Annotated in this window: 19 protein-coding genes; 12 read left to right on the forward strand and 7 right to left on the reverse strand. The window is 55.6% G+C overall.

The genetic code is table 11. The features are described 5' to 3' along the window. From ACO0U8_RS14470 to ACO0U8_RS14495, 6 genes are all read right to left on the reverse strand, one after another. On the reverse strand, positions 1 to 1,365 hold the full coding sequence (locus ACO0U8_RS14470) for an SrfA family protein (RefSeq protein ID WP_421671060.1): 1,365 nt from the start codon (positions 1,363 to 1,365) through the stop codon (positions 1 to 3). A 175-nt stretch (positions 1,366 to 1,540) separates the two neighbouring features. Then, entirely contained in the window at positions 1,541 to 2,434 is an 894-nt protein-coding gene (locus ACO0U8_RS14475; protein ID WP_421671061.1) for a dihydrodipicolinate synthase family protein, read from the reverse strand. A 49-nt stretch (positions 2,435 to 2,483) separates the two neighbouring features. Continuing rightward, positions 2,484 to 3,929, reverse strand: a complete 1,446-nt coding sequence (locus ACO0U8_RS14480) for an MFS transporter (RefSeq protein ID WP_421671062.1) — start codon at positions 3,927 to 3,929, stop codon at positions 2,484 to 2,486. Between the two features lie 98 nt (positions 3,930 to 4,027). After that, positions 4,028 to 4,504 (reverse strand): GNAT family N-acetyltransferase, encoded by a 477-nt coding sequence (locus ACO0U8_RS14485; protein WP_421671063.1) that lies wholly within the window; start codon positions 4,502 to 4,504, stop codon positions 4,028 to 4,030. 143 nt (positions 4,505 to 4,647) lie between these two features. After that, a complete protein-coding gene (locus ACO0U8_RS14490) occupies positions 4,648 to 5,895 on the reverse strand; it encodes an LVIVD repeat-containing protein (protein ID WP_136374681.1) in 1,248 nt (415 codons plus the stop codon). 9 nt (positions 5,896 to 5,904) lie between these two features. Beyond that, positions 5,905 to 6,972 carry a sugar ABC transporter substrate-binding protein gene (locus ACO0U8_RS14495; RefSeq protein ID WP_421671064.1) on the reverse strand — a complete coding sequence of 356 codons (1,068 nt, stop codon included), beginning with the start codon at positions 6,970 to 6,972 and terminating at the stop codon, positions 5,905 to 5,907. 221 nt (positions 6,973 to 7,193) lie between these two features. On the opposite strand from ACO0U8_RS14495, the gene ACO0U8_RS14500 reads away from it, so the two are divergent. The 12 genes from ACO0U8_RS14500 (at position 7,194) to ACO0U8_RS14555 (ending at position 24,332) form a co-directional block, all read left to right on the forward strand. Further along, positions 7,194 to 8,312, forward strand: coding sequence for an oxidoreductase (locus ACO0U8_RS14500; protein WP_421671065.1), 1,119 nt, complete (start codon positions 7,194 to 7,196; stop codon positions 8,310 to 8,312). Between the two features lie 163 nt (positions 8,313 to 8,475). Continuing rightward, entirely contained in the window at positions 8,476 to 9,459 is a 984-nt protein-coding gene (locus tag ACO0U8_RS14505) for a VirK/YbjX family protein (RefSeq protein ID WP_421671066.1), read from the forward strand. 369 nt (positions 9,460 to 9,828) lie between these two features. Next, a complete protein-coding gene (locus ACO0U8_RS14510) occupies positions 9,829 to 11,394 on the forward strand; it encodes an MFS transporter (RefSeq protein ID WP_122096681.1) in 1,566 nt (521 codons plus the stop codon). Positions 11,395 to 11,491: 97 nt separating this feature from the next. Further along, entirely contained in the window at positions 11,492 to 13,660 is a 2,169-nt protein-coding gene (locus tag ACO0U8_RS14515; protein ID WP_421671067.1) for a right-handed parallel beta-helix repeat-containing protein, read from the forward strand. Between the two features lie 75 nt (positions 13,661 to 13,735). Then, positions 13,736 to 14,416, forward strand: coding sequence for an oligogalacturonate-specific porin KdgM family protein (locus ACO0U8_RS14520; protein WP_056773898.1), 681 nt, complete (start codon positions 13,736 to 13,738; stop codon positions 14,414 to 14,416). 347 nt (positions 14,417 to 14,763) lie between these two features. Continuing rightward, positions 14,764 to 15,009 carry a hypothetical protein gene (locus ACO0U8_RS14525; RefSeq protein WP_056773901.1) on the forward strand — a complete coding sequence of 82 codons (246 nt, stop codon included), beginning with the start codon at positions 14,764 to 14,766 and terminating at the stop codon, positions 15,007 to 15,009. Positions 15,010 to 15,312: 303 nt separating this feature from the next. Continuing rightward, complete coding sequence (gene mgtA / locus ACO0U8_RS14530; protein WP_421671068.1) at positions 15,313 to 18,027, forward strand: magnesium-translocating P-type ATPase; 2,715 nt, start codon at positions 15,313 to 15,315, stop codon at positions 18,025 to 18,027. 98 nt (positions 18,028 to 18,125) lie between these two features. Then, positions 18,126 to 19,811, forward strand: coding sequence for a Na/Pi cotransporter family protein (locus tag ACO0U8_RS14535; protein WP_421671069.1), 1,686 nt, complete (start codon positions 18,126 to 18,128; stop codon positions 19,809 to 19,811). 30 nt (positions 19,812 to 19,841) lie between these two features. After that, the gene (locus ACO0U8_RS14540; protein ID WP_056773910.1) at positions 19,842 to 20,195 is read left to right on the forward strand and encodes a DUF2493 domain-containing protein; all 354 of its coding nucleotides are present in this window, start codon (positions 19,842 to 19,844) and stop codon (positions 20,193 to 20,195) included. A 171-nt stretch (positions 20,196 to 20,366) separates the two neighbouring features. Beyond that, entirely contained in the window at positions 20,367 to 21,194 is an 828-nt protein-coding gene (gene otsB / locus ACO0U8_RS14545; RefSeq protein ID WP_421671070.1) for a trehalose-phosphatase, read from the forward strand. Beyond that, positions 21,191 to 22,597 carry an alpha,alpha-trehalose-phosphate synthase gene (gene otsA / locus ACO0U8_RS14550; RefSeq protein WP_056773915.1) on the forward strand — a complete coding sequence of 469 codons (1,407 nt, stop codon included), beginning with the start codon at positions 21,191 to 21,193 and terminating at the stop codon, positions 22,595 to 22,597. The genes otsB and otsA overlap by 4 nt, the downstream gene beginning before the upstream one ends. 79 nt (positions 22,598 to 22,676) lie before the next feature. Next, the gene (locus ACO0U8_RS14555) at positions 22,677 to 24,332 is read left to right on the forward strand and encodes an alpha,alpha-trehalase (protein WP_421671071.1); all 1,656 of its coding nucleotides are present in this window, start codon (positions 22,677 to 22,679) and stop codon (positions 24,330 to 24,332) included. Positions 24,333 to 24,448: 116 nt separating this feature from the next. On the opposite strand, the gene ACO0U8_RS14560 is transcribed toward ACO0U8_RS14555, so the two are convergent. Continuing rightward, positions 24,449 to 25,369 carry a hypothetical protein gene (locus ACO0U8_RS14560; protein ID WP_421671072.1) on the reverse strand — a complete coding sequence of 307 codons (921 nt, stop codon included), beginning with the start codon at positions 25,367 to 25,369 and terminating at the stop codon, positions 24,449 to 24,451. Positions 25,370 to 25,539 lie beyond the last annotated feature (170 nt).

Genomic DNA, 25,539 nt, shown 5'->3' on the forward strand with positions numbered 1-25,539 from the left:
TTATTTACCTTCGCGCTTTATCGTCATGGGATAAACCGTGTCACCGTTGTAGCGCCCCTGACACACAGCGGCGCCGGTCGCGGCCTGAGTACAGCTGATTTCCGGCATCTGATAGCGGGAACCGTCGCTGCATTTGGCGCGGTAGCGGCTGTTGATCACCAGATTTCCCGACTGCATCAGCCCGGCATTGATGGCAGCCCGGCAGGTAATGCCTGCGCCGTAGCTGATTTTCACCGTGCCCTGACCTTGTTTGATTTGATAACGCAGCACCGGCGGCTTGCCGGTCACCGGATCCTTAATATCGACAATCACATTCCAGTTGCCGTTGAGGAATTTGGTCGAACCGATTTTCACCGCGTCCGGTGGCATCACCAGCGCGTTCTTACTGACGGGAACTGGCGCAGGCTCCGCCACGACAGGGTTTTTCTCGACGTCCGAAACCGGTGCAGGTGAGGCCACCACCACCGCAGCAGGTGCTACGGGCAGCGCCGCCGGGGTTTGTGGCGCTTTCACTTGCGGCACGCTAGCGGCCTCTGCTTTAGCCTCGGGTTCAGCCACCACCGGCGTCGGCGCAATGGCGCGCGGCTCAATGGTCTGCGGCGCAGGTTTTGGTTGCGCCTGAGCGACGGCCACAGGCGCGGCGGGCGTACGGGAATAAAGCCAGCCGGCAGCAGAACCGGCAATCACCAGCGCAACGGCGGGCAGCGCCCACATCAGAGGCGAAATTTTACGGCGCGTGACGACAGGCACAGGCTCCGGCACATCCTGCTCGGCGGCGCGCGCTTCAATGGTTTTCACCACGCGAACCGGCTCCGGAGGTGGCATGTCAGCCTCTGCATCCTCGACGGCCATGGCAAAGGCGGGTAAAGGTTCATCGGCTTTCACCGTCTCACGCAGACAGGCGAACGCATCGGCATTGCTGCTGTTATCCAGGCTCACAAACCCCCAGAAAGTCAGTACCGGCTGGCCGCCAACCAGATAAACGTGGTTTTGATCCGGAAAACGGAAAGCTTTTTCCAGCAACGCGCCGAAAAACTGCAAGGCTGATTTTTCTGAAGATTTCGCCGCAGCGCTGATGTGCGCAACGGTGTCGAGGCAGTTTTCGAGGTGGCGCAATGCCGACGCCCGCGCCGCATCGGTCGCGGCAGCCCAGGAGATCACTTTACCCTCGCGCGGGGAGTACCAGTCGAGACGATCGCCCGACTCATTAAGCTGTGGAATAGCCAGACAATCGGCAATCGACGGTTGTTTACGCAGACGTAAGGTTTCCCGTAATTGCAGGGCTGAGGCATAAACCGGTTCCCCGTTTTCGCCCAGCGCAAGGATGTCGTTGAGACTGCCACTGCGTAAAAATGATTTTGCCACGCCTGAATAGCCCTTGTAGGTTTTGCTCTGCAAAAAGTGCACCCGAAAAAGGTGCATGATGCTGACAGTATGGATGATTTAAGGGAAATCAAACGGTGGAATAAGCGACTAAAAGGGTGGCTGTTTGTGCCGTGGCGAAAGGGAAATACGGCGGGAAAGGCTCCCGCCGTGAAGATCAGGCGTGCAGACCGAGCCTGTCGAGTACGCCAGCCAGTTGCTGCCGTTCGTCACCGGCCAGCGCGTGCAGCGGCAATGGCAGGCAAGGCGCACTCGCCAGACCGAGCAACTCAGCGGCCGCCGCGACCACCCGCACACTGCCGTGTTTTCTGAAAAAGACCCATAAAGGCTCAAGCCCGGCCGATAGCGCCTGCGCTTCGGCCACATTGCCGTTTTGCGCTGCACGGGTGATCGCCACCGGGATCTGCGGGAATAAACCGGCAATCACCGAATACCACACATCACCGCCCTGCGTCAGCACCGTGGCAGCCGCCAGATCGCCTGCGGCGCCCAGGGTGATATGGGCAGGAAGCAGGCCACGGATCGTCTCCAGCCGCGCGCGGGTTGTCAGCGGATCGGCAGAAAGATTCGGAATTTTGATGCTGGCAACGTGCGGCAACTGCGCCACGCGGACATACAGGTCATCGCTGAACTCAAAGTGCGTGGTGTTAGGATTGTCGTAAACGCACATCGGCACCGAAAGATGGCGCGATACGGTTTCATACAGCGCAAACACTTCGTCAGCGGTCAGTTTCTGATAGGACACCGGTGCCAGCAGCACCGCACTGACGCCCGCCTGCTGGGCATCTTCCGCCAGATGCAACACCTCAGCGGTGCTGGTCGCACCGATGCTCACCATCACCGGCACCCGGTCTGCATGTTCTACGGCCAGACGGGCCACTTTCGCGCGCTCATCGCGGCTGAGGTAGGCATAGCTGCCGGTTGACCCCAGCGCACCGATCGAATCCACGCCTGCACTGACACTTCTTTCAATCAGCCGCACAAACGCCCGTTCATCGACACCATTATGATTGAGCGGCGTGAGGGGAAAAGCACTTAATCCTGCAAACATCGGTTTCTCCGGTTCAGGTGAATTAACACGATTAATCATAGAGTAAAGTTTACTGTTTGCCGGAAACTGTTGCCCCTGCATCAGGTTTCAGGCGCAGCATATCCAGCCAGCCGATAAGCGTTATCACAGCGATCACCACAAACGCGATTTTAAAACTCATTCCCGGCACCGCCTGCCATTGCATCCGCTCCGCCAGTTGCTCCCCGAAACGGGTGCCCAGCGCGCCAACCGTGATGCCCAGCCCGACCGAGAGTTGCAGCGCAGTGCTAAACAGCGTATTGGCATCCGCCATGTGGCTGGCGGGCACATCCGAAAATGCCAGCGTACTGATGCCGGTGAACTGCATCGAACGGCTCAGCCCCCCGAGAAACAGCAGCAGCATGATCAGCCAGTCTGGCGTGCCGGGTGTCAGGAAAGCGCAAAACAGCAGCGAGAAAAAGCTCAGCAGGCCGTTCACCACCAGCACAGGCCGAAAACCAAAGCGGCGGATAAGCGGCGTGGTAGCCGGTTTCATCGCCAGATTTCCGGCGAACACCGCCAGTACCAGCAGCCCGGCGTGGAACGGGTCCATACCGAACCCGACCTGCAACATCAGCGGCAGTAAAAACGGCACGGCGCTGATGGTGATACGAAACAGCGAACCGCCGCCCATACTGATACGAAAGGTCGGAATCACCAGCGATCCGAGGTGCACCATCGGCGCAGCAGATCGGGACAAATGACGCACCGCCAGCACGGACATCGCCGCGCCCGCCGCCAGCAGCAGCACGGCGGTGGTCCACAAGATATGATCCTGACTGATAAGCTCCAGACCGGTCACCAGCGCCAGCATCGCCAGCCCGGTCAGCACAAAGCCCGGCTTGTCGAAATGCTTGGGCTGGTCGGCGGGTTGCTGGGGAAACAGCCGCCACGCGAGGATCATGGCGATAATCCCGAGCGGCACGTTGATGTAGAAAATCCAGTGCCAGGAGGCGTAGTGCGTGATAAACCCACCCAGCGGCGGCCCGAGGATCGGCGCGACCAGCGCGGGCCAGGTGAGGGTGGCGATGGCTTTAATCAGCTGAGGTTTTGGCGTGGTTTTCAGCACGGTCAGCCGCCCGACCGGCACCATCAGCGCTCCCCCGACGCCCTGAATAATGCGCAGAAGGATAAATTCCCCGACGCCTGTCGCCATCGCGCAGAACAGGGAGGCAAGCGTAAAAACGGCAAGGGCAAAGGTGAATACATTCCGCGCCCCAAACCGCTCCGCCGCCCAGCCGCTGGCCGGGATCAACACCGCCAGCGTCAGCATATACGCGCTCATCCCGGCATTGAGATCCACCGCAGACACCCCGAAAGATATCGCCATTTGCGGGAGTGCGGTGGCGATCACCGTGCCATCGATAAACTCCATGAAGAAAGCCGCGGCAACCAGTAAAGCAATCACGGAGATCCCTGAACGTTCGGCACTGTCCTGCGACGGATGTTCTGCGACATCCGGTTTACTTTGGTTCATGGTCTGTCCTGAAACAGCAAAAGATAGATGATAAGTATTAAACCTATCACACACCTTTGGCTGGGTTATAGATCAGGCGAGGGGCAAAAAGAGCGATTTTACCGGTGTGCACGGGCGACTGGCTTCGTTTTCTCCAGTCTGACATCGCCATCCTCAAACCGCTCAACCTCCTGCCAGCCGAGTTTCTGATAAAACCCGAAAGCGCGGCTCTCAGCACTGGTTTCAAGCCAGATGGTGGAATGAAGGTCAAACAGCGCCTCTTCCGCTCTTGCCATCAGGCTCCGGCCAATGCCTCTGTCTTCAAAACCGGGAAGGATGAACATCGCGAAAACGCTGGCTTCTTCCAGGTCGGCCATCGAAAATCCCACCGGGGCGCCATCCACTTCGGCGATCCACAGACAAGGCGCTGCCAGCATAGCTTCAAGGATCGTCTCATCCGTGATACCCATTTCTGTGAGTTGCTCGCGGGAAAGCGGGTTCTCCTTCACGCGGGTGCGGATATCAAAAATCGCACCAACGTCTGCTGGCGTTGCGGGTCTGATACAGGGGATTGACAGATTTTTGAAAGCAGTCACTTGCAGGGTTTCCTTACATTGAGAAGTAAAAGTAGCCGGGGCTGTATTCGCCTACTATAAATCTTATAAGGGAGGGGCGTCAGGAAGTCATCAGAGACTTTGCGTTAAAAGCGCCTGACATCATCAATCTCAGGCGCAATGCATTACCCCAGATACTCGATAATCGACAGGCCGCCGTTGTAGTCGGTGCTGTAAATGATCCCCTGGGCATCGACAAACACGTCGCAGGACTGGATCACCTGCGGTCTGCCGGGACGTTTATCGATCATCCTTTCAGGCGCAGCGGGCACCAGCGCGCCGGTTTCTTTTGGCTGATAGGGGTTGCTGATGTCGTATGCGCGCACACCGGCGTTCTGATAGGTGGCGAAAATCAGCGTGGAACTGATGAAGCTCCCAGGCCGGTTTTCATGCAGATTGTGCGGTCCGAAATGCGCGCCTTTGCTGACGTAATCCCGTTCGTCCGGCTGCGGAAAGGTGGAAATACTCACCGGATTCGAGGGTTCGCGTACGTCAAACAGCCAGATCAGTTTCTCGCCGTCTTCCTGATTGTCGAGAACGGCTTCGTCGAGCACCACCAGCAGATCGCGGTCGGGCAACGGCAGTGCCGTATGCGTGCCGCCGCCAAAGGGCGGGCTCCAGTTTCGGTGCGAGATCAGCTGCGGCGCACTGCGGTCTTTGATATCCAGCAAGGTCAGGCCGCCGTCGCGCCAGCTGGCATACGCCGTATCCCCGCTGATGATCGCGTGGTGCAGCGCGTAACGTTTGCCTTCCGGCCAGTCCGGCGTTTCGCCGCCTGCGGTATGCATTCCCGGCAACCACCAGCGTCCGGCAACCTGCGGATTACGCGGGTCGGCCAGATCGATTGTCAGAAAGATATAATCACTGTAACCGTCAATCAGCGCTGAAACGTATGCCCAGCGGCCGCCGACGTACCAGATGCGGTGCACGCCAATACCTTCCAGCCCGAGAAAGCCGATCTCTTTTGGCTGATCGGGCACCGAAATATCAAAAATCCGCACGCCCGCGCTCCATCCGCGTTGCTGCGTGCCTTGCACCGTCTCGCTGACGGAACGGGTGTAATAGACTTTTTCATCGGCGAAACGCACGTCAGCAAACAAATCACGGGCGTTGATCACCAGCAGTAAATCGTCGTGCGCCTGTAAATGCACATTCCAGGTGCCCGGCGGCGCAGGGATGAAACCGGCAGGGCGCGGGTTTTTCGGGTCGCGCACATCCACAATCGAAAACCCCTGCGACACCATATGCCCGATATAGGCGTAGCCACGGTGAACCATCACCTGCACGCCATCAGGTTTACCGCCCTGATCGCTGTGGCCGATCAGCCGCATATTGCGGCTGTACTCCGGTTGAGGGAGAGAATACGTCGTCATAATCCGGCCTTATTTTTTATGCTGCGCTTCGAGGGTAGCGAACCAGGGGGCGATAAAGTCATCGGATTTTCCCCAGCCGAGGATCACTTTTGCCAGCGACGCCACGTTGACCGCATCAGGATTGCCGGACAGCAACGCCTGCGGAATGGCCGCCGCTTTAAACTCATAAGTGGCAGGCGTTTTTTCACCGGCGATTTTGTTGGCGACCAGACGCAGGTTGATGGCGCCGATGAGTTTAGGATCTACCGCCACGCTGACTTTCCACGGGCTGTTCGGTTCGCGCATCAGCGCCAGATCCTGATTGGAAATATCAATGCTGTAGAGTTTGATCTCAGTGCGGCCATTCTCTTTCAGGGCTTTATACGCGCCCTGACTGAACGCATCCCAGGTTCCCCAGATGGCGTCGATTTTACCCTTCGGATATTTCGCCAGGATCGCGCCCACTTTATTCGCCGTATCCCCCTGAACGTCAGAAGACACCGCGCCAATCGATTCCAGTTCATGAATGCCAGGCTGATCCTGCAACAGTTTTTTGTACTGCGTCTGGCGGCGCTCCATCGGCGGGAAGCCGGCCACCCACAGTTTGACGATATTGGCTTTGCCGTTGAAATCCTTCACCAGCTGGCCGAAGGAGAGATCGGTGAGCGAAGCGTCGTCCTGCTGCGTGACGGTCACGCCGGGGATCTCGCCATTTACCGCGGTATCAAAGACCGACACCGCAATGCCGCTGGCGGTGATACGTTTGACCAGCTCGGTGGAATAGGGGTCACGCCCCTGCGATAAAATAATGCCGTCATATTTCTGGCTGATGGCCTGATTGACGAAATCCTGGAATTTCGCGTCGTCGCCGTTACTCAGAAAAGTGCTGACCTGAAAACCGAGTTTGCGGCCTTCCTGGATCACACCGGAGACAAACTGGGTGGTGTTGTCGTCCGACCCCAGATTACGGATCACCGCGATGCGGATGGGCCCCTGATGCCCGGCAATCGCTTGCGGCACCGCAGCGGTTTGTGCAGCAAACGACGGCAGGACGGTGAATAAACTTAACGCCAGCAATGAGGTGGAGAGCAGTTTCATTTTTATTACCCTGTGTGGTTAATCATCATTAAAACGGGAGGACAATTCATCTGAGCTTTTGTGCAGGCTTTTATAGTGAGTTAATGAATTGATTGTCCGAGTTTTGATGACGGCGCAGCCGTTGGCAACGAACTAAAACGTATAAGTTAATGCCAAAGAGTATTAGCCATCCGGATGTCCGGGGGTAGGATGTTAACAGCTTCTATATTAAGGAATTCCCGATGAGTGATACCGATATCCGCGTGGTCGCCGGCCCTGCCAACTATTTTTCTTTCCCCGGCGCCATTGAGCGTCTTGCTGAGTTTTATACCCCGGCGCAACTGGATAAGGCGCTGTGGATTTACGGCGAACGGGCGCTGCTGGCTGCGCAGGATTATCTGCCGGAAGCCTTCACCGCCTCGCAGGCCAGGCACGTGCTGTTTAACGCACATTGCAGCGAAACAGAAGTGCAGCGGATTGCAGAGATCGGCGGGCCGGATCGTCAGGTGGTGATCGGCATTGGCGGCGGGGCGGTGCTGGATACGGCGAAAGTCGTGGCGCGCCGTCTCGGGCTGCCGGTGGTGGCGATCCCAACCATCGCCGCGACCTGCGCGGCCTGGACGCCGCTCTCGGTCTGGTATAACGACGAAGGCCAGGCGCTGCGTTACGAAATCTTCAGGGATGCCAACCATCTGGTACTGGTCGAACCGCGCATTATTCTCGCCGCGCCAAAGGAGTATCTGCTGGCAGGGATCGGCGACACGCTGGCGAAATGGTACGAAGCCGTGGTGCTCAGCCCGCAACCGCAAACGCTGCCCCTGACGGTTCAGCTCGGCCTGAATACCGCGCTGACGCTGCGCGACGTGTTGCTCAATGAAAGCGAAGCGGCCTTACAGGCGCAGGATGATCATCAGCTGACTCAGCCGCTCCTGAATGTGCTGGATGCGATCATCGCAGGCGGCGGATTAGTGGGCGGGCTGGGCGACCGGTACACGCGCATCGCGGCGGCGCATTCCGTGCACAACGGCCTGACCGCTCTGCCGCAGACTGATGCCTTCCTGCACGGCACCAAAGTGGCCTACGGTATTCTGGTGCAAAGCGCGTTGCTGAATCAGCCAGACGTGGTGGTGCAACTGACCGCACTGTATAAGGTGCTTGATCTGCCGGTCAGTCTGGCCCAATTACAGGTGGATATCTCGGATGAAAAGCAGATGTCGCGTCTGATCGAACGCACGCTCCAGCCCGGTGAATCCATTCATCTGCTGCCGGGTCATCCCGACGCCGTACAACTGCGGCGGGCGTTTGAATTTGTCGAAGAACAGTGTGTGGAGAATAACGCTGAGCGAACGGGTGATGCTTAAACAGGCCGCAAAACCTTAATTATCCCCCTTACGTAAAGATAATGTAAACGGCGCCTCAACAGGATTCATCTACCGGTCGGGCGCCGTTTTCTTTAAGGAAGCGTTGTAAAGTTGTTTAAAAATCGGGTGATACCGTGATTATTTCAGGCAGCGGAAATAAGTCATGGAACACTCACCACTTAACGACATCGAATCCCTCAGCGGACCCCAGTCCACTGACCCAACTCTCAACAAAAAAGTCAGCGGATTCAGTCTGTTCATGGATTTGCTGAGCGGTGCCTGTGTACCGGATAACCTGTGGCGCGACCGGATGTTCCGTGTCAAATACGCCGTCCGCACGTTGCTGCATCCGCTGGATACCCTGAAAGTCCTTAACAAGATGGCCGCCGAGCCCGTCTGGCAGGAGGCGTTCACCGTTCAGACGAAATTGCCGAGCAAAATCCACAAACCCTATCTGCACCTCGGGTTGCCGTCCGCCGGACGCGCTTCTGCGCTGGTTGATCACTACGCCTTCGTCAGTAACATTGAAAGCGCGCCGCTGCGCAACACCTTCCTCAGCGCAAGCGGTGACACCGTCACACAGTTCACCGGCAAAGACGGTGAAACGTTTAGGGTCGTGCTGGGATCGATCGGTAAATCCGAGCGGGAAGGCGAGGCGAACATGTTCCTGTATATGGAAGAAACGCTGCTGGCCGCGCTGACGTTCAGCGTTGTGCAACGCCCTGAAGGGCTGACGATAGTCGTGGGGGGATTCCAGGGAGCGCACCGCTCGACGCCGCATGAGGTGATCAAACAGGCGACCAAATCCTGCTACGGGCTGTTCCCGAAACGTCTGCTGCTGGAAAGCCTGCAACGCATTGCTGCACACACCGGCGTACAGCGGATCCTGGCGGTCAGCGACACCGGCCATGTTTTCCGCAGCCTGCGTTACCGTCACCGTAAAAAGAACGTATTCGTCGCCAGCTATAACGAATTCTGGGATTCCATCAGCGCCACGCCATATTCATCTTCCTTATATGACGTTCCGCTGACGCTGCCGCGCAAAACCATGGAAGAGTTACCCAGCAAAAAGCGTTCTGAATACCGTAAACGTTACACATTGCTCGATGAATTACAGGAAAGCACAGCGTCATTGCTGAAGGCCTGAACCTTTACGCCTCTTTTGAATCACTCGCTGTAGCAAGCACCAGGGCCAGGGATTGGCCTTTTCCTCTTAAAAACCTGCCGTATGACATGCCTGTAAGGTGATGAACCCTCAGGTTATTTCACCGCAGGCTGCCTGTCTGAAATCATTCAACTGTGAATTAATTCAACGTAAATAATCGCGCCAAATGTGTGTTATTTATGGAGAAGAATGATAACTGCATCGCAAAATCCACGTTCTTCCCTTCGTCTGGTATATCAAATGTGAACTAATTCACATCTATTCATCATGCTCGCCTATATAAAACGATATCTCTAAAAAAACAAAACACCGGTTCATAAATATAAAATATCTCTCTGGGCGGGAAACACGATGAACGCAGAAAAACCAATTTTATTCAGACATCAGCTGGCCTATGGTGGCGGCAACCTGTTGGGCAGCGGCGCGCTGGCCATTGCCGGTATCTGGCTGCTGTACTTCTACACGACCTTTTGTGGCCTGACGCTGTTGCAAGCTTCGGCCATCTTCTCGGTCGCCAGCATCATCGATGCGATCAGCAACCCGCTGATGGGTTATCTTTCCGATAACTTTGGCAAAACGCGCCTCGGCAAACGTTTTGGCCGCCGTCGCTTCTTCATTTTACTGGGCATCCCGCTGATGATGTTCTACCCGCTGCTGTGGGTGGAAGGCTTCGGCTTCTGGTATTACCTTTCCACTTACGTGGTGTTCGAGCTGATTTACACCTCGGTGATGGTGCCTTACGAAACCCTCGCCACGGAAATGACCACTGACTTCTCCGCACGCTCCAAGCTGACCGGCTACAAAGCGATCTTCGGTAAAGTGGCTAACTTCCTCGCCGCCTTCATTCCTGGTCAGTTCATTCTGATCTACGGCAAAGACTCCGCCGAGCCGTTCTTTTTCACGGCCCTGACTTACGGTGTGATCTTATGTGTGGCGATCGGCATGTTGTATCTCTCCTCCTGGGAACGTCCGGTTGAAGAAACCACGCCGGTGGATGAGAAGAAAATGACGCTGGGCAAAACCATGCTCACGCTGCTTCGCGACATGAAATCCACATTCCACCTGCGCGTGTTCCGTAAACATCTGGGCATGTATCTGTGCGGCTTTGGGGCGGAATGGCTGTTCGCGTCGGTCTTCACGTATTTCATCATTTTCGTACTGCAATATGACCCGACCATGGTGGCCGGGCTGAGCAGCCTGAACTCTATTCTGCAACTGTTCTCCACCGCCATTTTCATCGGCATCTGTGTGAAGCACGGCTTCAGCAAGCCTTACATTCTGGCGCTGGGCATTGTGGTGTTCTCGGTCGCCTGTTACAGCCTGCTGCATTTTATGCACCTTCCGCAGCAGTACGCCACGGTCGCCATGTTGACCATTACCGTGATATTCGGTATCGGGACCGGCGGTGTGTATTACATCCCGTGGACGGTGTACACCTTCCTGGCCGACATTGACGAAGCTTTCACAGGGAGACGTCGCGAAGGTATTTATGCCGGTGCGATGACGTTCTCCGGCAAGCTGATGCGTTCGGTGATCGTCTTCGTGATGGGCGCTATCCTCAGCTTCTACGGCTTCCAGTCCAAATCTCACACCCAGCCGGAAAGTGCCGTAACGGCGATTGCGCTGGTGTTCTGTATCGGGGTCATTGCGCTGGCACTGATGGCAATGGTGTTCAGTAACCAGATGAAACTTAACCGCAAAACGCACCTGGTGGTATTGGGCGAAGTGGCGCGCATCAAAGCGGGCGGCGAAATCAGCGATATTCAGCCGGACGTTCGCCTGGTGATGGAAAACCTGATTGGTTATCCGTATGAACAATGCTGGGGCAACAGTGAAGTGTGCCGCAAAATCTTCGATACGCCCGCCGTTGAGTTAACCGATCCGAAACCGATGGTGAGCACCACGCAACACCCGTAATACCTCAGTTTTACCACGCAGATTGACATCAATCACCTTACCGACTGGCCGGGAAATCCGGCCAGCGACGCCTTACGTTTTTAGGATGAGAACGACTATGTGGGAACGACATCTGTTTATTGTCGCGCTGACTCTCGCAGCAAGCGCACAAGGCATGGCCGCTGCATTGCCTGATGCCAGCAAACTGGTCTGGCACAGCATCACGTTTGGTCAGTCTACCGATATCAATTTTGCCACCAACGTATTGCCGGAAAAAATCGGCATGAATGAAACCCGTCTGGCCGACGGAAAAACCATCCCATCAGACGGCACCTTGCTGACCACGCCATTTACCCTGGAAAGCCGTGGCGGCAAAGTGGGCAACAGCCACGACGGGCTGACCTATTTCTACACCCGCTTACCGGCACAGGCGAATTTCCGGCTGGAAGCAGACATTACGCTCAATCAGTTTGGCCCTGAAAACGGTGCGAAACCGGCGGGCCAGGAAGGCGCGGGGTTACTGGTACGCGACATTCTCGGCAACCCCCGTGAACCGGTCACTAAACCGGGCATAGAGGAGTTACCGGCCGCCTCCAATATGGTGATGAACAGCGTCATGGCGACGGGCGATAAACCGCCGGTGGTGGCACTTCTCGCCCGGCAGGGCGTGCAGCAACCCTGGGGCAATACCGGGATTGGCATGGTGCGTGAAAGCTATCATCCGCTGAATACGCCTGCGCATTTCTCGCTGCGCCTGACCCGCACGGATTCGGGTTTTGAGGTCGCTTATGCCCCGCAGGGCAGCGACCAGTGGACCACCCGCACGGTGGAAGGTGCTGACCGCATCACCCAACTTGATAAAACCGGGTACTACGTCGGCTTCTTCGCCTCGCGCAATGCCAGCATCACCGTGAATCACGCCACGCTGACGCTGTCCGGCGCCCAGACCTTGCCTTCCGCGCCTTACGTGACGCCGTCACTTAAAGCACGCATTGAGGTGATGTCTTCCCCGGTGATGGCCCGTCGTGACGGTGTCTTCCAGCTGCGCACCAACGGCGACGGTCAGTTGCAGATTATGCAGGAGAAAAAACCTTTGCTGCGCCAGAAAACGGTGCGGGGCGGAGAAATCATCAGCGTACCTTTTCATGCCGATAAGCCCTCAACCGCCCTCAGCGTGACCTTTACACCGGATAACGGCCAGCCGCTCACGCAAGAATTCCCGGTCAGTATGGCGCTGGTGAATAATCCTGATGAACTTTATGTCTCGCCGCAGGGCGTGGCGGGCAGTGACGGTTCACGCGCACATCCGCTGGATTTCTCGAGTGCGGTCAATCTGTTAGCACCGGGCGGTACGCTGTGGCTGGCAGAAGGCGAATATCCGGCCAGCGTTATCCCGGCTACCGCCAGCGGCACGGAAAAAGCCATGAAAACGCTGCGTGCGCAGGGCGATAACGTGGTGTTCAACGGGCTGAAACTGGAAGCCAGCTACTGGAATGTGCAGGGAATTACCGTCACCGGGAAAAGCTTCCATATCTCCGGCAGCTATAACCATCTCGACCGGATCAAGGCCCACCATGCCGATGACACCGGCATCTGGGTAGCCTCGCCGGACGGCATCGGACGGGCACTCTGGGCCAGCCATAACCTGATCAGCAATTCGGAATCCTGGGGAAATCAGGATCCGGGGCGCAAAAACGCTGACGGATTTGCAGTGAAAATGCGCGTGGGCGAGGGCAACCGGCTGGTGAATTGTTATTCCCATGACAACATTGACGACGGCTTTGACCTGTTCAACAAAATAGAGGACGGCCCGAACGGCAGTGTGACCATCGAAAACAGCCTGTCTGTGCACAACGGCAGCAACGGTTTCAAACTGGGTGGCGAAGGGTTACCGGTGGCACACGTTGTCCGTCATAACGTGGCAGTCGAAAACGGCATGGACGGCTTTACCGACAACTTCAATCCGGGTGCGCTGGTGATTGAAAGCAACCGCGCGGTGGACAACAAACGCTTCAATTTCCTGTTCCGTCCTTCGCCCTACACCACGGCGGACAAGCAGGGAAGCTTCAGAGATAACCTGTCACTGCGCACCACGCCCGGCAAGTATGACGATGCGGTGAGCGGCAATGTCGACGACAGTAATTATTTCTACACCGGTCATCACAGCGTAAACAGGGCAGGGGAAATCATCACACCAGATAATTATCTCTCGCTGAAACTGCCTGAGCCTGTAACCCGTCATGCGGACGGCGCCTTTAATTATCAGCATTTTTTAGAAAAGAAATAAAAGAAGTCAGAATAAGTACGTGTCGTAAATACAAACATAAAAATACTACTCAATATCTCTGGGATTAATAACAACATGAAAAATAACAGACTGCTGCTCTGCGGTCTGCTGCTGGCCAGCGCCGGTAGTCAGGCTGTCACTATTGATCTTCGCCACGAATGGCTGGACGACAGTAAACAACATAAAGACCGGGCCATGGTGTCTCACCGGTTTGCCAATGGCTTTGGTTTTTCACTGGAAGCCAAGTGGAAATCCGGCGGCGATAACCCGAATAAACCCTTTAATAATCTGGTAGATAACGGCACTGAAAGCACCATCAGCTATCAGTATAAAGTGACACCGGCGTTTTTCCTGCAACCCGGTTTTACCCTGGAATCCAGTTCGGACAACAGTATCTACAAGCCGTTTTTAACCGCCGGATATACCTTCGACAGCGGCATCTATTTCAATGCCCGCTATCGTTACGAATATACCCGTTATACCAAAGAGAATACCGAAGACCGCAAAACAAACCGTGGCGAAATCTGGCTGGGTTATCGTCTTGCCGACTGGCGTTTCGAATATAACTATATTTACAAACACAGCGATCAGATTCTGTATGACAATGACAAGTGGGATTATGAGCAGGATTTAAAAGTGGCTTATAATATTAATAAGCAATGGACGCCTTATGCACAAATCGGTGATGTGTCGGTGAGAAAAACCACGGACGAAAGACAAACTCGTTTCCGTTTGGGGATCCAATATAATTTCTGATATCACTTGATCAGGGTGTGACAGACGTCTTGCCGGTCAGTGATGGCTGACCGGCTATTTCCTCACTGAAATATAAACGAAACATTTTAAACTGCTTTTGCGGGTTGACAATAATATACGGCATGGGTAAATTGCACGAGCCAGAAGTAGCGGCCTTTATCCACTAATACATAAGAGACTAATGGACACAGTATTGCGAAACTCACCGGACGACGCTGATATAGCCCGCCGGAATATTAAACATGAAATCGATTGTGATCATTTTATCGTTTGGGTGTGCCTCGCCAGAGCCTGATGCTCTCGTGTAATCCCACCTCAACCTGAAGGTCACGGTCCCGAGGTGTGTTATGAAGTTCAAATTCCCCTTTTTTGCTGATGTCAAAACGCTGACATCCACTTTGCGTGTCCGCCCGTCTCGCGACAGGACGCTGGCTGCCCGCAATAAAGACTCGTCATCTCTTTTTTCTTCTAAAATCAACAGAATGAATCACTCTGTGACCACCTGGCGCGTCAGTCCCGTGACCGGCCAGCTGGAGCAGCGTTGTGTTTTTTCTGACAACGAAGAACCCCAAAGTCGGCTTTCCCCCGCCTGATTCAGCCCGTGGCATCTGCTGCGCTGAATTTCGTCCTAATTGACGCCTGACCGCGACGTCTTTTTATTATTTTCCTTTACGGAATGAATAAAGAGAACGGCGAAGCCATGCCGAAATAAAAGACTCATTATCGATTTCACTCTGTTTATTTTCTTTCTCAACGTAAGAGGAATAATAAACGGCGGGAGATCTTGTGCAATAAAGACGTAAACACCGATCGCTTAAATAACGCGAATGTCTTCGGCTGCCCGCAATATAAGACAGCCATACAACGGACGCGTTACCGGCGACAGGAGCACCACCATGACTGTACAAAACAAAACAGCAACTCCCCTGAAAAATCAGGACAAAAAAAAGCAGGCGCTTTCCATGCGTGCTGCGATGGAAGCCAGAAACGGCGTGAACGTAACGCTGATTAACGTCAATGCCACCCGCGAAGGGCTGACGGAATCCGCCGCCGCCCAGCGTCTGGAGAAGCAGGGCTACAACGAAGTGGCCCACGACAAACCGCCTCACGCGCTGATCCAGCTGATCCGTGCGTTCAATAACCCGTTTATTTATGTGTTAGCGGTGCTCGCCATCATCAGTTTTTTCACTGATTTCTGGTTCCCGCTGCGCGCCGGTGAGGAAACGGATCTGGTGTCGGTCTATATCATCAGTGCGATGGTTGCCATCAGCGGGCTGGTGCGTTTCTGGCAGGAGCATCGCTCGGCAAAATCCGCCGAAGCGCTGAAAGCCATGGTACGCACCACCGCCAGCGTGTTGCGCCGCAATGCGGCCGGGCAGCAGGGCAAACTGCGTGAAATCCCGATGCGCGAACTGGTGGTGGGAGACATCGTGCAGCTCTACGCCGGGGATATGATCCCGGCTGACGTGCGGCTGATCGAATCCCGGGATCTGTTTATCAGCCAGGCGGTACTGACCGGTGAAGCCCTGCCGGTGGAAAAATATGACACGCTCGGCAACGTCGCGCAGAAATCTGCCAGCGACGTTGCGGCGGAAAACGAGAATCTGCTGGATATCCCGAACATCTGCTTTATGGGTACCAACGTGGTCAGCGGCACGGCGCAGGCCGTGGTGGTGGCGACCGGCCCGCGCACCTATTTCGGTTCGCTGGCAAAAGCCATTGTCGGCACCCGCGTCCAGACGGCGTTTGACCGGGGAGTCAACAGCGTCAGCTGGCTGCTGATCCGATTCATGCTGGTGATGGTGCCGGTGGTATTCCTCATTAACGGCATCATGAAAGGCGAATGGTGGGATGCCATGCTGTTTGCCGTGGCGGTCGCGGTCGGTCTGACACCGGAAATGCTGCCGATGATCGTCAGCGCCAATCTGGCGAAAGGCGCCGTGGCGATGGCGAAGCGCAAGGTGGTGGTCAAACGTCTGAACGCTATCCAGAATCTCGGCGCGATGGACGTATTGTGTACCGACAAAACCGGCACGCTGACGCAGGACAAAATCATTCTTGAGCACCACATGGACACCCACGGGCAAAAGAATGACGCCGTGCTGCAACTGGCGTGGCTGAACAGTTTCCATCAGAGCGGCATCAAAAACCTGATGGATCAGGCCGTGATCTATTTCTCAGACACCACGCCCGGCTTCGTCAAACCGCAGGGCTACAGCAAAGTCGATGAAATGCCGTTCGACTTTATCCGCCGCCGTCTGTCGATTGTGGTGAAGGATCCGCAGCAAAATCATCTGCTGGTGTGTAAAGGCGCCGTGGAAGAGATGCTCAGCATTTCCACCCACATGCAGGAAAACGGCAAGGTTGTGGCGCTGAGTGATTCCCGTCGTCAGGCGCTGCTGGCCATGGCGAATGACTACAACAAAGACGGTTTTCGCGTGCTGCTGGTCGCCACCCGCACCCTTCCTGCGGCAGAAACCAAAAAACAGTACGGCACTGACGATGAGCATGACCTGATCATCAGCGGGTTCCTGACCTTCCTCGATCCGCCGAAAGAGTCCGCAGGCCCGGCGATTGCAGCGCTTCGCGAGATCGGCGTGGCCGTAAAAGTGCTGACCGGCGATAACGCGGTGGTCACCCAGCGGATCTGCCGTCAGGTCGGGCTGGAGCCGGGCGAACCGCTGCTCGGGCCGCAGATTGAACGCCTCGACGACGCCACGCTGCAACAGCTGGCCGAAGAACGGACAGTGTTTGCCAAACTGACGCCGTTGCAGAAATCGCGCGTGCTGAAAGCCTTGCAGGCCAACGGCCACACGGTGGGCTTCCTTGGCGACGGCATCAACGATGCGCCTGCGCTGCGGGATGCGGACGTCGGGATTTCCGTCGACAGCGGCACGGATATCGCCAAAGAATCGGCCGATATTATCCTGCTGGAAAAGAGCCTGATGGTGCTGGAAGAGGGTGTACTGAAAGGACGCGAGACGTTCGGCAACATCATGAAGTACCTGAACATGACCGCCAGTTCCAACTTTGGCAACGTGTTCTCGGTGCTGGTCGCCAGTGCGTTTATTCCGTTCCTGCCGATGCTGGCGATTCAGCTTCTGCTGCAAAACCTGATGTACGACATTTCTCAACTGGCGCTGCCTTGGGACAAAATCGATAAAGAGTTCCTGAAAAAACCGCGTAAGTGGGATGCCAAAAACATTGGCCGCTTCATGGTGTGGATTGGCCCGACGTCCTCGATTTTCGATATGACGACGTTTGCGGTCATGTGGTACGTGTTCAGCGCCAACAGCGAATCGATGCAGACCCTGTTCCAGTCCGGCTGGTTCGTCGAAGGTCTGCTGTCACAGACGCTGGTGGTGCACATGCTGCGTACCCAGAAAATCCCGTTCATTCAGAGCACTGCGGCCTGGCCGGTCATGATGATGACCTGCCTGGTAATGGCATTTGGTATTTACGTGCCGTTCTCACCGCTTGGCCCGATTGTCGGATTGCAGGCGCTGCCGTGGGAATACTTCCCGTGGCTGGCCGGTACGCTGCTGGCTTACTGCTGCGTGGCGCAGGGCATGAAGACCCTTTATATCCGTCGTTTCAAACAGTGGTTCTGATCCGCTGAACAAGGTGCCGCAGCCCATCGCGGCACCTGCTTTAACACTTTATTTGCTGTCAGTGAATAACAATGACAACCCTGAAAAAGGGGACTGCGATGTCCATGACCCATACCGTTACCACCATGACCACCCAATCCGGCACCACGCTGCTGATCAATCTGGCGGGCGCAATTGCGCTGCTGCTTTGGGGGTCCCATATGATTTCAACCGCGCTGCAACGCGGGTTTGGCACACCGCTGCGCAACTGGATGGGCCGTCACCTGACGCACCGCTGGATGGCGCTGCTGGCAGGGATCGGCATCACCGGTTTGCTGCAAAGCAGCACGGCGGTCAGCCTGATGGCGACCTCTTTTACCGCCGCCGGTACGCTGAGCCTGGCCCCGGCGCTGGCGGTGATGCTCGGCGCTAACGTCGGCTCCACGCTGGTCGTTCAGCTGATGAGTTTCAACACCGCGATTGCCATTCCACTGCTGATGCTGAGCGGATTCGTGGTGTTCAAAATGCGCGATCACACCGGTTTTGAAAGCGCCGGTTGCGCACTGATTGGCCTCGGCCTGATGCTGATGGCGCTCAGCCTGCTCGGCGCGACCCTCGGCCACATCGAAACCACCCCAGTTTTCCATGCCGTGATGCAGGGGCTGGAGGGCGATACGCTGATTGCGCTGCTGGTGGCGATCATTCTCACCCTGATTTGCCATTCAAGCGTGGCGGTGATTTTGCTGATTGCGTCGCTTGCCGCCACCGGCGTCATGACCCCGGTCACCGCCATGGTGCTGGTGCTCGGCGCGAATATCGGCGGCGCACTCCCGCCGGTGCTAAATGCCGGGTCGGCCGTCGCACGCCGTCTGCCGGTGGGCAATCTGCTGATCCGCGGCGCAGGCTGCGTGGTGGCGCTGGCGATGATGCCGCTACTCAGCCAGCTCGCCGGGCGTCTGGCACTGACCACGCCGCAGCTGGTGGTGTGGTTCCACACGGCCTTCAGCGCGGTGCTGGCGGTGGCCTTTATCGGCCTGACGGCGCCGATGGCACGCCTGCTCGAACGTTTACTGCCCGAGGCTGAGCGCACCGGCAGCGCCGCCATGCCGATGTATCTCGATGAAGCCGGGCTGGATATCGCCTACATCGGGCTGTCCAATTCGGTGCGGGAATCCCTGCGCGCCGCTGACATGCTCAATACCATGCTCGACCGGCTTCGTGCGCTGTTTAACGCACCTCACAGACATTCAGCGGCGGAAATCCGCCAGCTGGATCACCAGCTCGATGGTCTGAGCGCGGCGATCCGCGCTTATCTGGCCGATCTGGGGCACGACGGCCTGAGTGACGCCGACGCTGACCGCGCGCAGGAAATCCTGATGTTTGTGATCAACGTGGAGCACGCGGGCGACATTCTCTCGAGCAGCCTGGCGCAGTTAGCCACGCGCCGTTCCCTGCGCGGTGAGCTGTTCAGCGAGTTCGAATTGCACAACATCGGTCTGCTGCACACGGAAATGCTCACCAGCCTGCGTCTGGCGGTTACCGCATTTCTGGGCGAAGACCTGGCGGCGGCACATCAGCTGGTCAGGCGTAAAGATGTGATCCGCCAGATCGAGGCCACCGCCAGCCGTGAGCATTTTAAAAAGCTGCGTGATGATAAAAGTGCCTGGGCGGAATCCGGCGATATTTTCCAGCGTGTTCTGCGCGATTACCGCCGCGTGCATCACCATATCGCCGCCGTGGCCTACCCGGTCATTGATCGTCTGAGTGATGAGAACGGCAGGGCGGATACCCTCCCGCACGCCTGATAACAACAATAAAAATAAAGGAGTTCACCGATGAGAGTGCTTATCTGCGCCGGGCGTTTTTACGCTGATATTCATACTGTCGAACGGGTGCTGGAGCTTTATGCCCACAGCCAGCACATCCGCGTGTTGATCCACGGCGGGCATCAGTCGCTCGGCGCAATGATTGAACGCTGGGCGCGCGATGCAGACGTGCATGTGGTGCGTTACCCCGCTAACTGGGCGTTGCACGGCAAATATGCAGAAATCCGCCGTAACCTTTTCATGATTGAAGACAGCCGGCCAGATATTATCCTGGCGTTTTCCGGCGGAGAGGATACGGCAGAATGCATAAAGCTTGCCCGTCAGGCCGGGATAAAAGTGATGGAAATGGACGATGCCCTGTAAACCCTGAAATGCCATGCGCGGGGCTTTTCAGGTCTGAAAGCCCCGCAGCTCCTGTCTGGAATAATCTGATAATCCCGGTGAGGCGGTCATAAGGGGCTATAGTTAACGGATTGCAAAAAGCAAGAGGCACAGCATCTGATTGTGCCCGGCCTCACAAACAGGAGCATTACTTTGACGACTATCACGCAGGACACCACCGCGGAAACACCCCCCAATCCCGCCATTTGCGGCGGGGATTATGCTTTCTTCTTCGATGTCGATGGCACCCTGGCTGAAATTTGCCCCGAGCCTGACGCCGTTACGATCCCGGTCAGCGTACGAAACAATCTGCACAGCCTCTCGGCGGCCTGTGGCGGCGCAGTCGCGCTGATTTCCGGTCGCCCGATTGAGCAACTGGATCAGCTCGCCGCGCCCTTGATTTTCCCGGCAGCCGGTGTACATGGCGCAGAAATGCGCGACAGCGCGGGGAATTTCCACCGCGTCAGCCTGCCCGAGGGCGTCGCCGGACCGCTGGCTCAGATGCTGGAGCAGGGCATGGCCGCCATGCCTGGCACACTGCTCGAAGCCAAAGGCATGGCGTTCGCACTGCATTACCGTCAGGCGGAAAACTATCAGCAGCAGGTGTTGCAGCTGGCAGAAGCCGCGGTGGCGAAGTTTCCTGAGCTGATGCTTCAGCGTGGAAAATGCGTGGCTGAGATCAAGCCGCGTGGCAATGACAAAGGTGCGGCCATCGCTGCTTTTATGCAGCAGGCACCTTTCGCCGGGCGTACCCCGGTTTTTGTCGGGGATGACCTGACGGACGAAAAAGGGTTTCAGGCCGTGAGTGCGTTGCACGGTATTACGTTAAAAGTCGGTGAAGGGCAAAGCCATGCGCGTTATCGCCTCAGCCGGGTTGCAGATGTTCACGCGTGGATTGCACAGATCCTTGAACAGGCAACGTTACAACGTCACACCCTCAATAATGAAAATAATGAACAAGAAAAGGAGTCCAGTTTATGAGCCGCCTGGTTGTTGTTTCTAACCGTATTGCTATCCCTGACGGGTCAAAATCTGCGGGAGGTCTGGCCGTAGGTATTGTGGATGCGTTGAAAAATACCTCAGGTCTGTGGTTTGGCTGGAACGGTGAGATCAGCGAAATTTCTGAGAACGAAGACGATGACATGAGCGTGGTGGAAGACGACGGCATTACTTATGCCTCCGTTCCGCTCAATCAAAACGATTACGATCTCTATTACTGCCAGTTCTCCAATGCCGTTCTGTGGCCCGCGCTGCATTACCGTATCGATCTGGTGGATTACCAGCGTGAAGCCTGGGAAGGCTATTGCCGGGTCAATGATCTGCTGGCGAGAAGATTACTGCCGCTGCTGAAACCGGACGATATTCTGTGGATCCACGATTATCATTTACTGCCGTTTGCCGCCGCGCTTCGCAAACTGGGCGTGACTAACCGCATCGGGTTCTTCCTGCATATTCCGTTCCCAACGCCGGAAATTTTCAACGCCGTGCCGCCGCACAATGAACTGCTGGAAATGATGTCCCAGTATGATCTGCTCGGTTTCCAGACCGAAGGCGACCGCCTGGCATTTCTGGATAATCTGGGTGAACTGACCACCTTGCAGCCCACCGGCACTTACATGCATCAGGCGTTTGGCAACACGTTCAGCACCGGCGTGTACCCGATCAGCATCGCGCCGGACAGCATCAAAGAGATGGCCGAGGGGCCGCTGCCCTCAAAACTGGCAGCGATGGAGCAGGAGCTGCGCGAAGCCCAGAACATCATTTCCTGTGAACGCCTTGATTACACCAAAGGGTTGCCGGAGCGTTTTCTGGCGTTCGAAGCCTTGCTGGAGAAATTCCCGCAGCACCGCGGCAAAGTGCGTTATTCGCAAATCGCCCCGACGTCGCGCGGTGATGTGCAGGCCTATCAGGATCTGCGTCATCAGCTGGAGACAGAAGTGGGGCGCATCAACGGCAAGTACGGCAGCCTGAACCAGACGCCGCTGTTCTATCTCAACCAGCATTTCCAGCGCAGTTTGCTGATGAAACTGTTCCGCCTGACCGACGTCGGGCTGGTGACGCCGCTGCGCGATGGCATGAATCTGGTGGCGAAAGAGTATGTGGCCGCACAGGATCCGAAAGACCCTGGTGTGCTGGTACTTTCACAGTTTGCCGGTGCGGCGACAGAACTGACCGCCGCACTCATCGTCAACCCTTACGACCGTGACGATGTGGCGGCGGCGCTGGATAAAGCGCTGACCATGCCGCTGGAAGAGCGTATTGAACGTTACAACGACATGATGGACGTTTTGCGCAAAAACGACATCGCGAACTGGGGCGACACCTATCTGAAAGATTTGAACGCCATTTCCGCTCACAGCATCGGTCATGACGCTGTGGCGTAAGGTTTCGTCGCATTCACCCTTTTGATACAGCCCTGAGTCCGGGCTGTATTCTTTTCAGCAATGCAGAGGCTTGTAGCATATGGAAAATACACAATTTTCGATGAAGGAAGCGAATGAAACTGAGGTGGCAGACGATCGCCTGACTGAGCTTGAACCCATTGAACTGATCCTCGAAAGGATGATGGACGCCGAGCCGGAACCGGAAATGATCGAAGGGTTGCCGCACTCGGATGCGCTGACGCCCGCTGACCGTTATCTCGAACTGTTTGTGGCGGTACAGTCCTCCCACCTGTTTGAAGACAGTAAAACCTTCCCCGACTGCCCGCCGAAAATGGATCCGCTGGACATTTTATTGCGCTACCGCCGGATCAAAAACCATCCCGGATTCAATTTGCAGCGGTTCGTGGATGCCCACTTTTCTCTGCCCGCCAACCACAGCGACGAGTATGTCAGCGATCCGGGCGATTCCCTGAAAGAGCACATCGACAAACTCTGGCCTGTCCTCACCCGTCAGCCGGAAGATCATGTGCCCTGGTCCTCGCTGCTGCCACTGCCGCAGGCGTATGTCGTGCCGGGCGGGCGTTTCAGTGAAACGTATTACTGGGATTCCTACTTCACCATGCTCGGTCTGGCGGAAAGCGGCCGTAACGATCTGCTGCGCACCATGGCGGATAACTTCGCCTGGATGATCGAGATTTATGGCCACATCCCTAACGGTAACCGCACCTATTACCTCAGCCGCTCGCAGCCGCCGATCTTTGCGCTGATGGTGGAACTGTTTGAAGAAGACGGCGTGCGCGGCGCAAAACGTTATCTCGATCATCTGCTGATGGAGTACGAATTCTGGATGGACGGCGCCGAGTCGCTGACGCCGAATCAGGCCTATCGTCACGTGGTCTGCCTGCCGGATGGCACGCTGCTCAATCGTTACTGGGATGACCGTGATACCCCGAGAGATGAATCCTGGCGGGAAGATGTGGAAACTGCCAGGCTGTCGAGCCGCCCGGCGAACGAAGTCTACCGCGACCTGCGCGCAGGGGCAGAATCCGGCTGGGATTACTCCTCTCGCTGGCTGCGCGACGCCGACCGCCTCGCCAGTATCCGCACCACGCAGTTTATTCCGGTCGATCTCAATGCGTTCCTGTACAAACTGGAAAGCGCTATCGCCAATATCTCCGGGCTGAAGGGCGATAAAACCACACAGGTCCGTTTTCGCGAAAAAGCCGAGGTGCGCCGCGAGGCCATCAACCGCTATCTGTGGGACGAAGAAGGCGGGTGCTTCCGCGATTACGACTGGCACCAGCAGCACATGGCGCTGTTCTCTGCGGCAAGCGTGGTGCCGCTTTACGTCGGGCTTGCCACTCACGCGCAGGCGGAAAGGCTGGCGACCGCGGTGCAGGAACGTCTGCTCACGCCGGGCGGTATTCTGGCGACGGAATATGACACCGGCGAACAATGGGATAAACCCAATGGCTGGGCACCGCTGCAATGGATGGCCATTCAGGGCTTTAAACTTTACGGCAATGACGCGCTCGGCGACCAGATTGCCCGCAGCTGGCTGAAAACCGTAAACCAGTATTATCAGCAGCATCATAAACTGATCGAGAAATACCATATCTCCGGCGACGCCTCACGGGCGGGCGGCGGCGGCGAATATCCGCTACAGGACGGCTTCGGTTGGACGAATGGCGTAGTTCGGCGGTTGATTGGTTTGTATGGCGAGAATTACGAGTAACCGCTGCAAAAATCAACTGACATTTAAAAAACCTTTCACTCCCGGGAAATAATGATTCCGGGAGTGAGTTGACGCAACAAATTAATATTAGATTTTAATATTAATCAGAACAGAATTTAAATCTGCGGATAATCAGAAAGCTTGATGTTATTAAAGTCATCTGATGCTGACGCGGTGAAATCACCATAGTTACCTTGATCATCAATAATACGGAATGTCACCGGATATTCAAACGTTTCCACAGAAGGATTCGCCGTGTCTTTAATAGACATCCGGGTGAAACAGACCGTGCCCGCACGGTTATTTACCTTGATTTCATAACTGTCTGTTGCAGTTGCAGACTGATAGGTAATTGTCTGTTTTTCCGCACTGTCCAGCGGCCAGGCAAATTGCTGAACGCAACGGACTGGCTCATTGAAAAGTGCAAACATATTCAGAACACCATAATTCCACTCAACAGAAACAATCGGATTACCATTTTTCAATGTAAGATAGTAATTATCCTGATCCATCGTCACGCCATCAGCGAAAGGCTTCGAGTTTGAGGTGTTCTCATAGAAGAAATTAACATCCGCTACGGTATAGGAGATTGGCGCTGTGCCACGACAACTGACGTGACTACTAAAAGGGGCTTTAACAGTGGTGACAAGCGACTCATCAGGCATGAGAACAGAGGCGCCGATAGAGACAGGCTCCGGCACCACGGTACTCACCCAAAAACTGAAAGACTGAACGCCAGACAACGGACCGGCTCCCGAGACGGCTGTCGCAGGGGCGACAGGATTATTATTCGGTTCTGCTGATTTTCTAAAAGACCAGTCGTAAACAAAGCGGTCGCCGTTATTAGAGTCGATTAAATTCAGATGGTTAATATCAAATTCTGTCAGCTGAACCGGATAGCCATTAGCATCGACCACTTTAATATCAACAATGACTTCAACCTGTTGATTTCCATTCGCCGTGACAGTCGTTGAACTTTCACCAGAAGGCAGTCTTACTGCAAATTCTTCAACTTTAGACCATGTTGATCGGGACATAGTGTTTCCTTTGTTAGCGTTAATAGTAGATTGAAATGAAACAGGCACAACATTTGATGGGTGCAAATTACTACCGGAGAAATTTAATAACTAATGATTACGCAACACAAAAATAATCATCAAACTAAAAATAATAAATACCGAATTAATCACGATGAAAAAAAATAACA

Origin of the sequence: Rahnella sp. EDr1-12 (assembly GCF_049206505.1) — a bacterium.
GTDB classification, from domain to species: domain Bacteria; phylum Pseudomonadota; class Gammaproteobacteria; order Enterobacterales; family Enterobacteriaceae; genus Rahnella; species Rahnella rivi.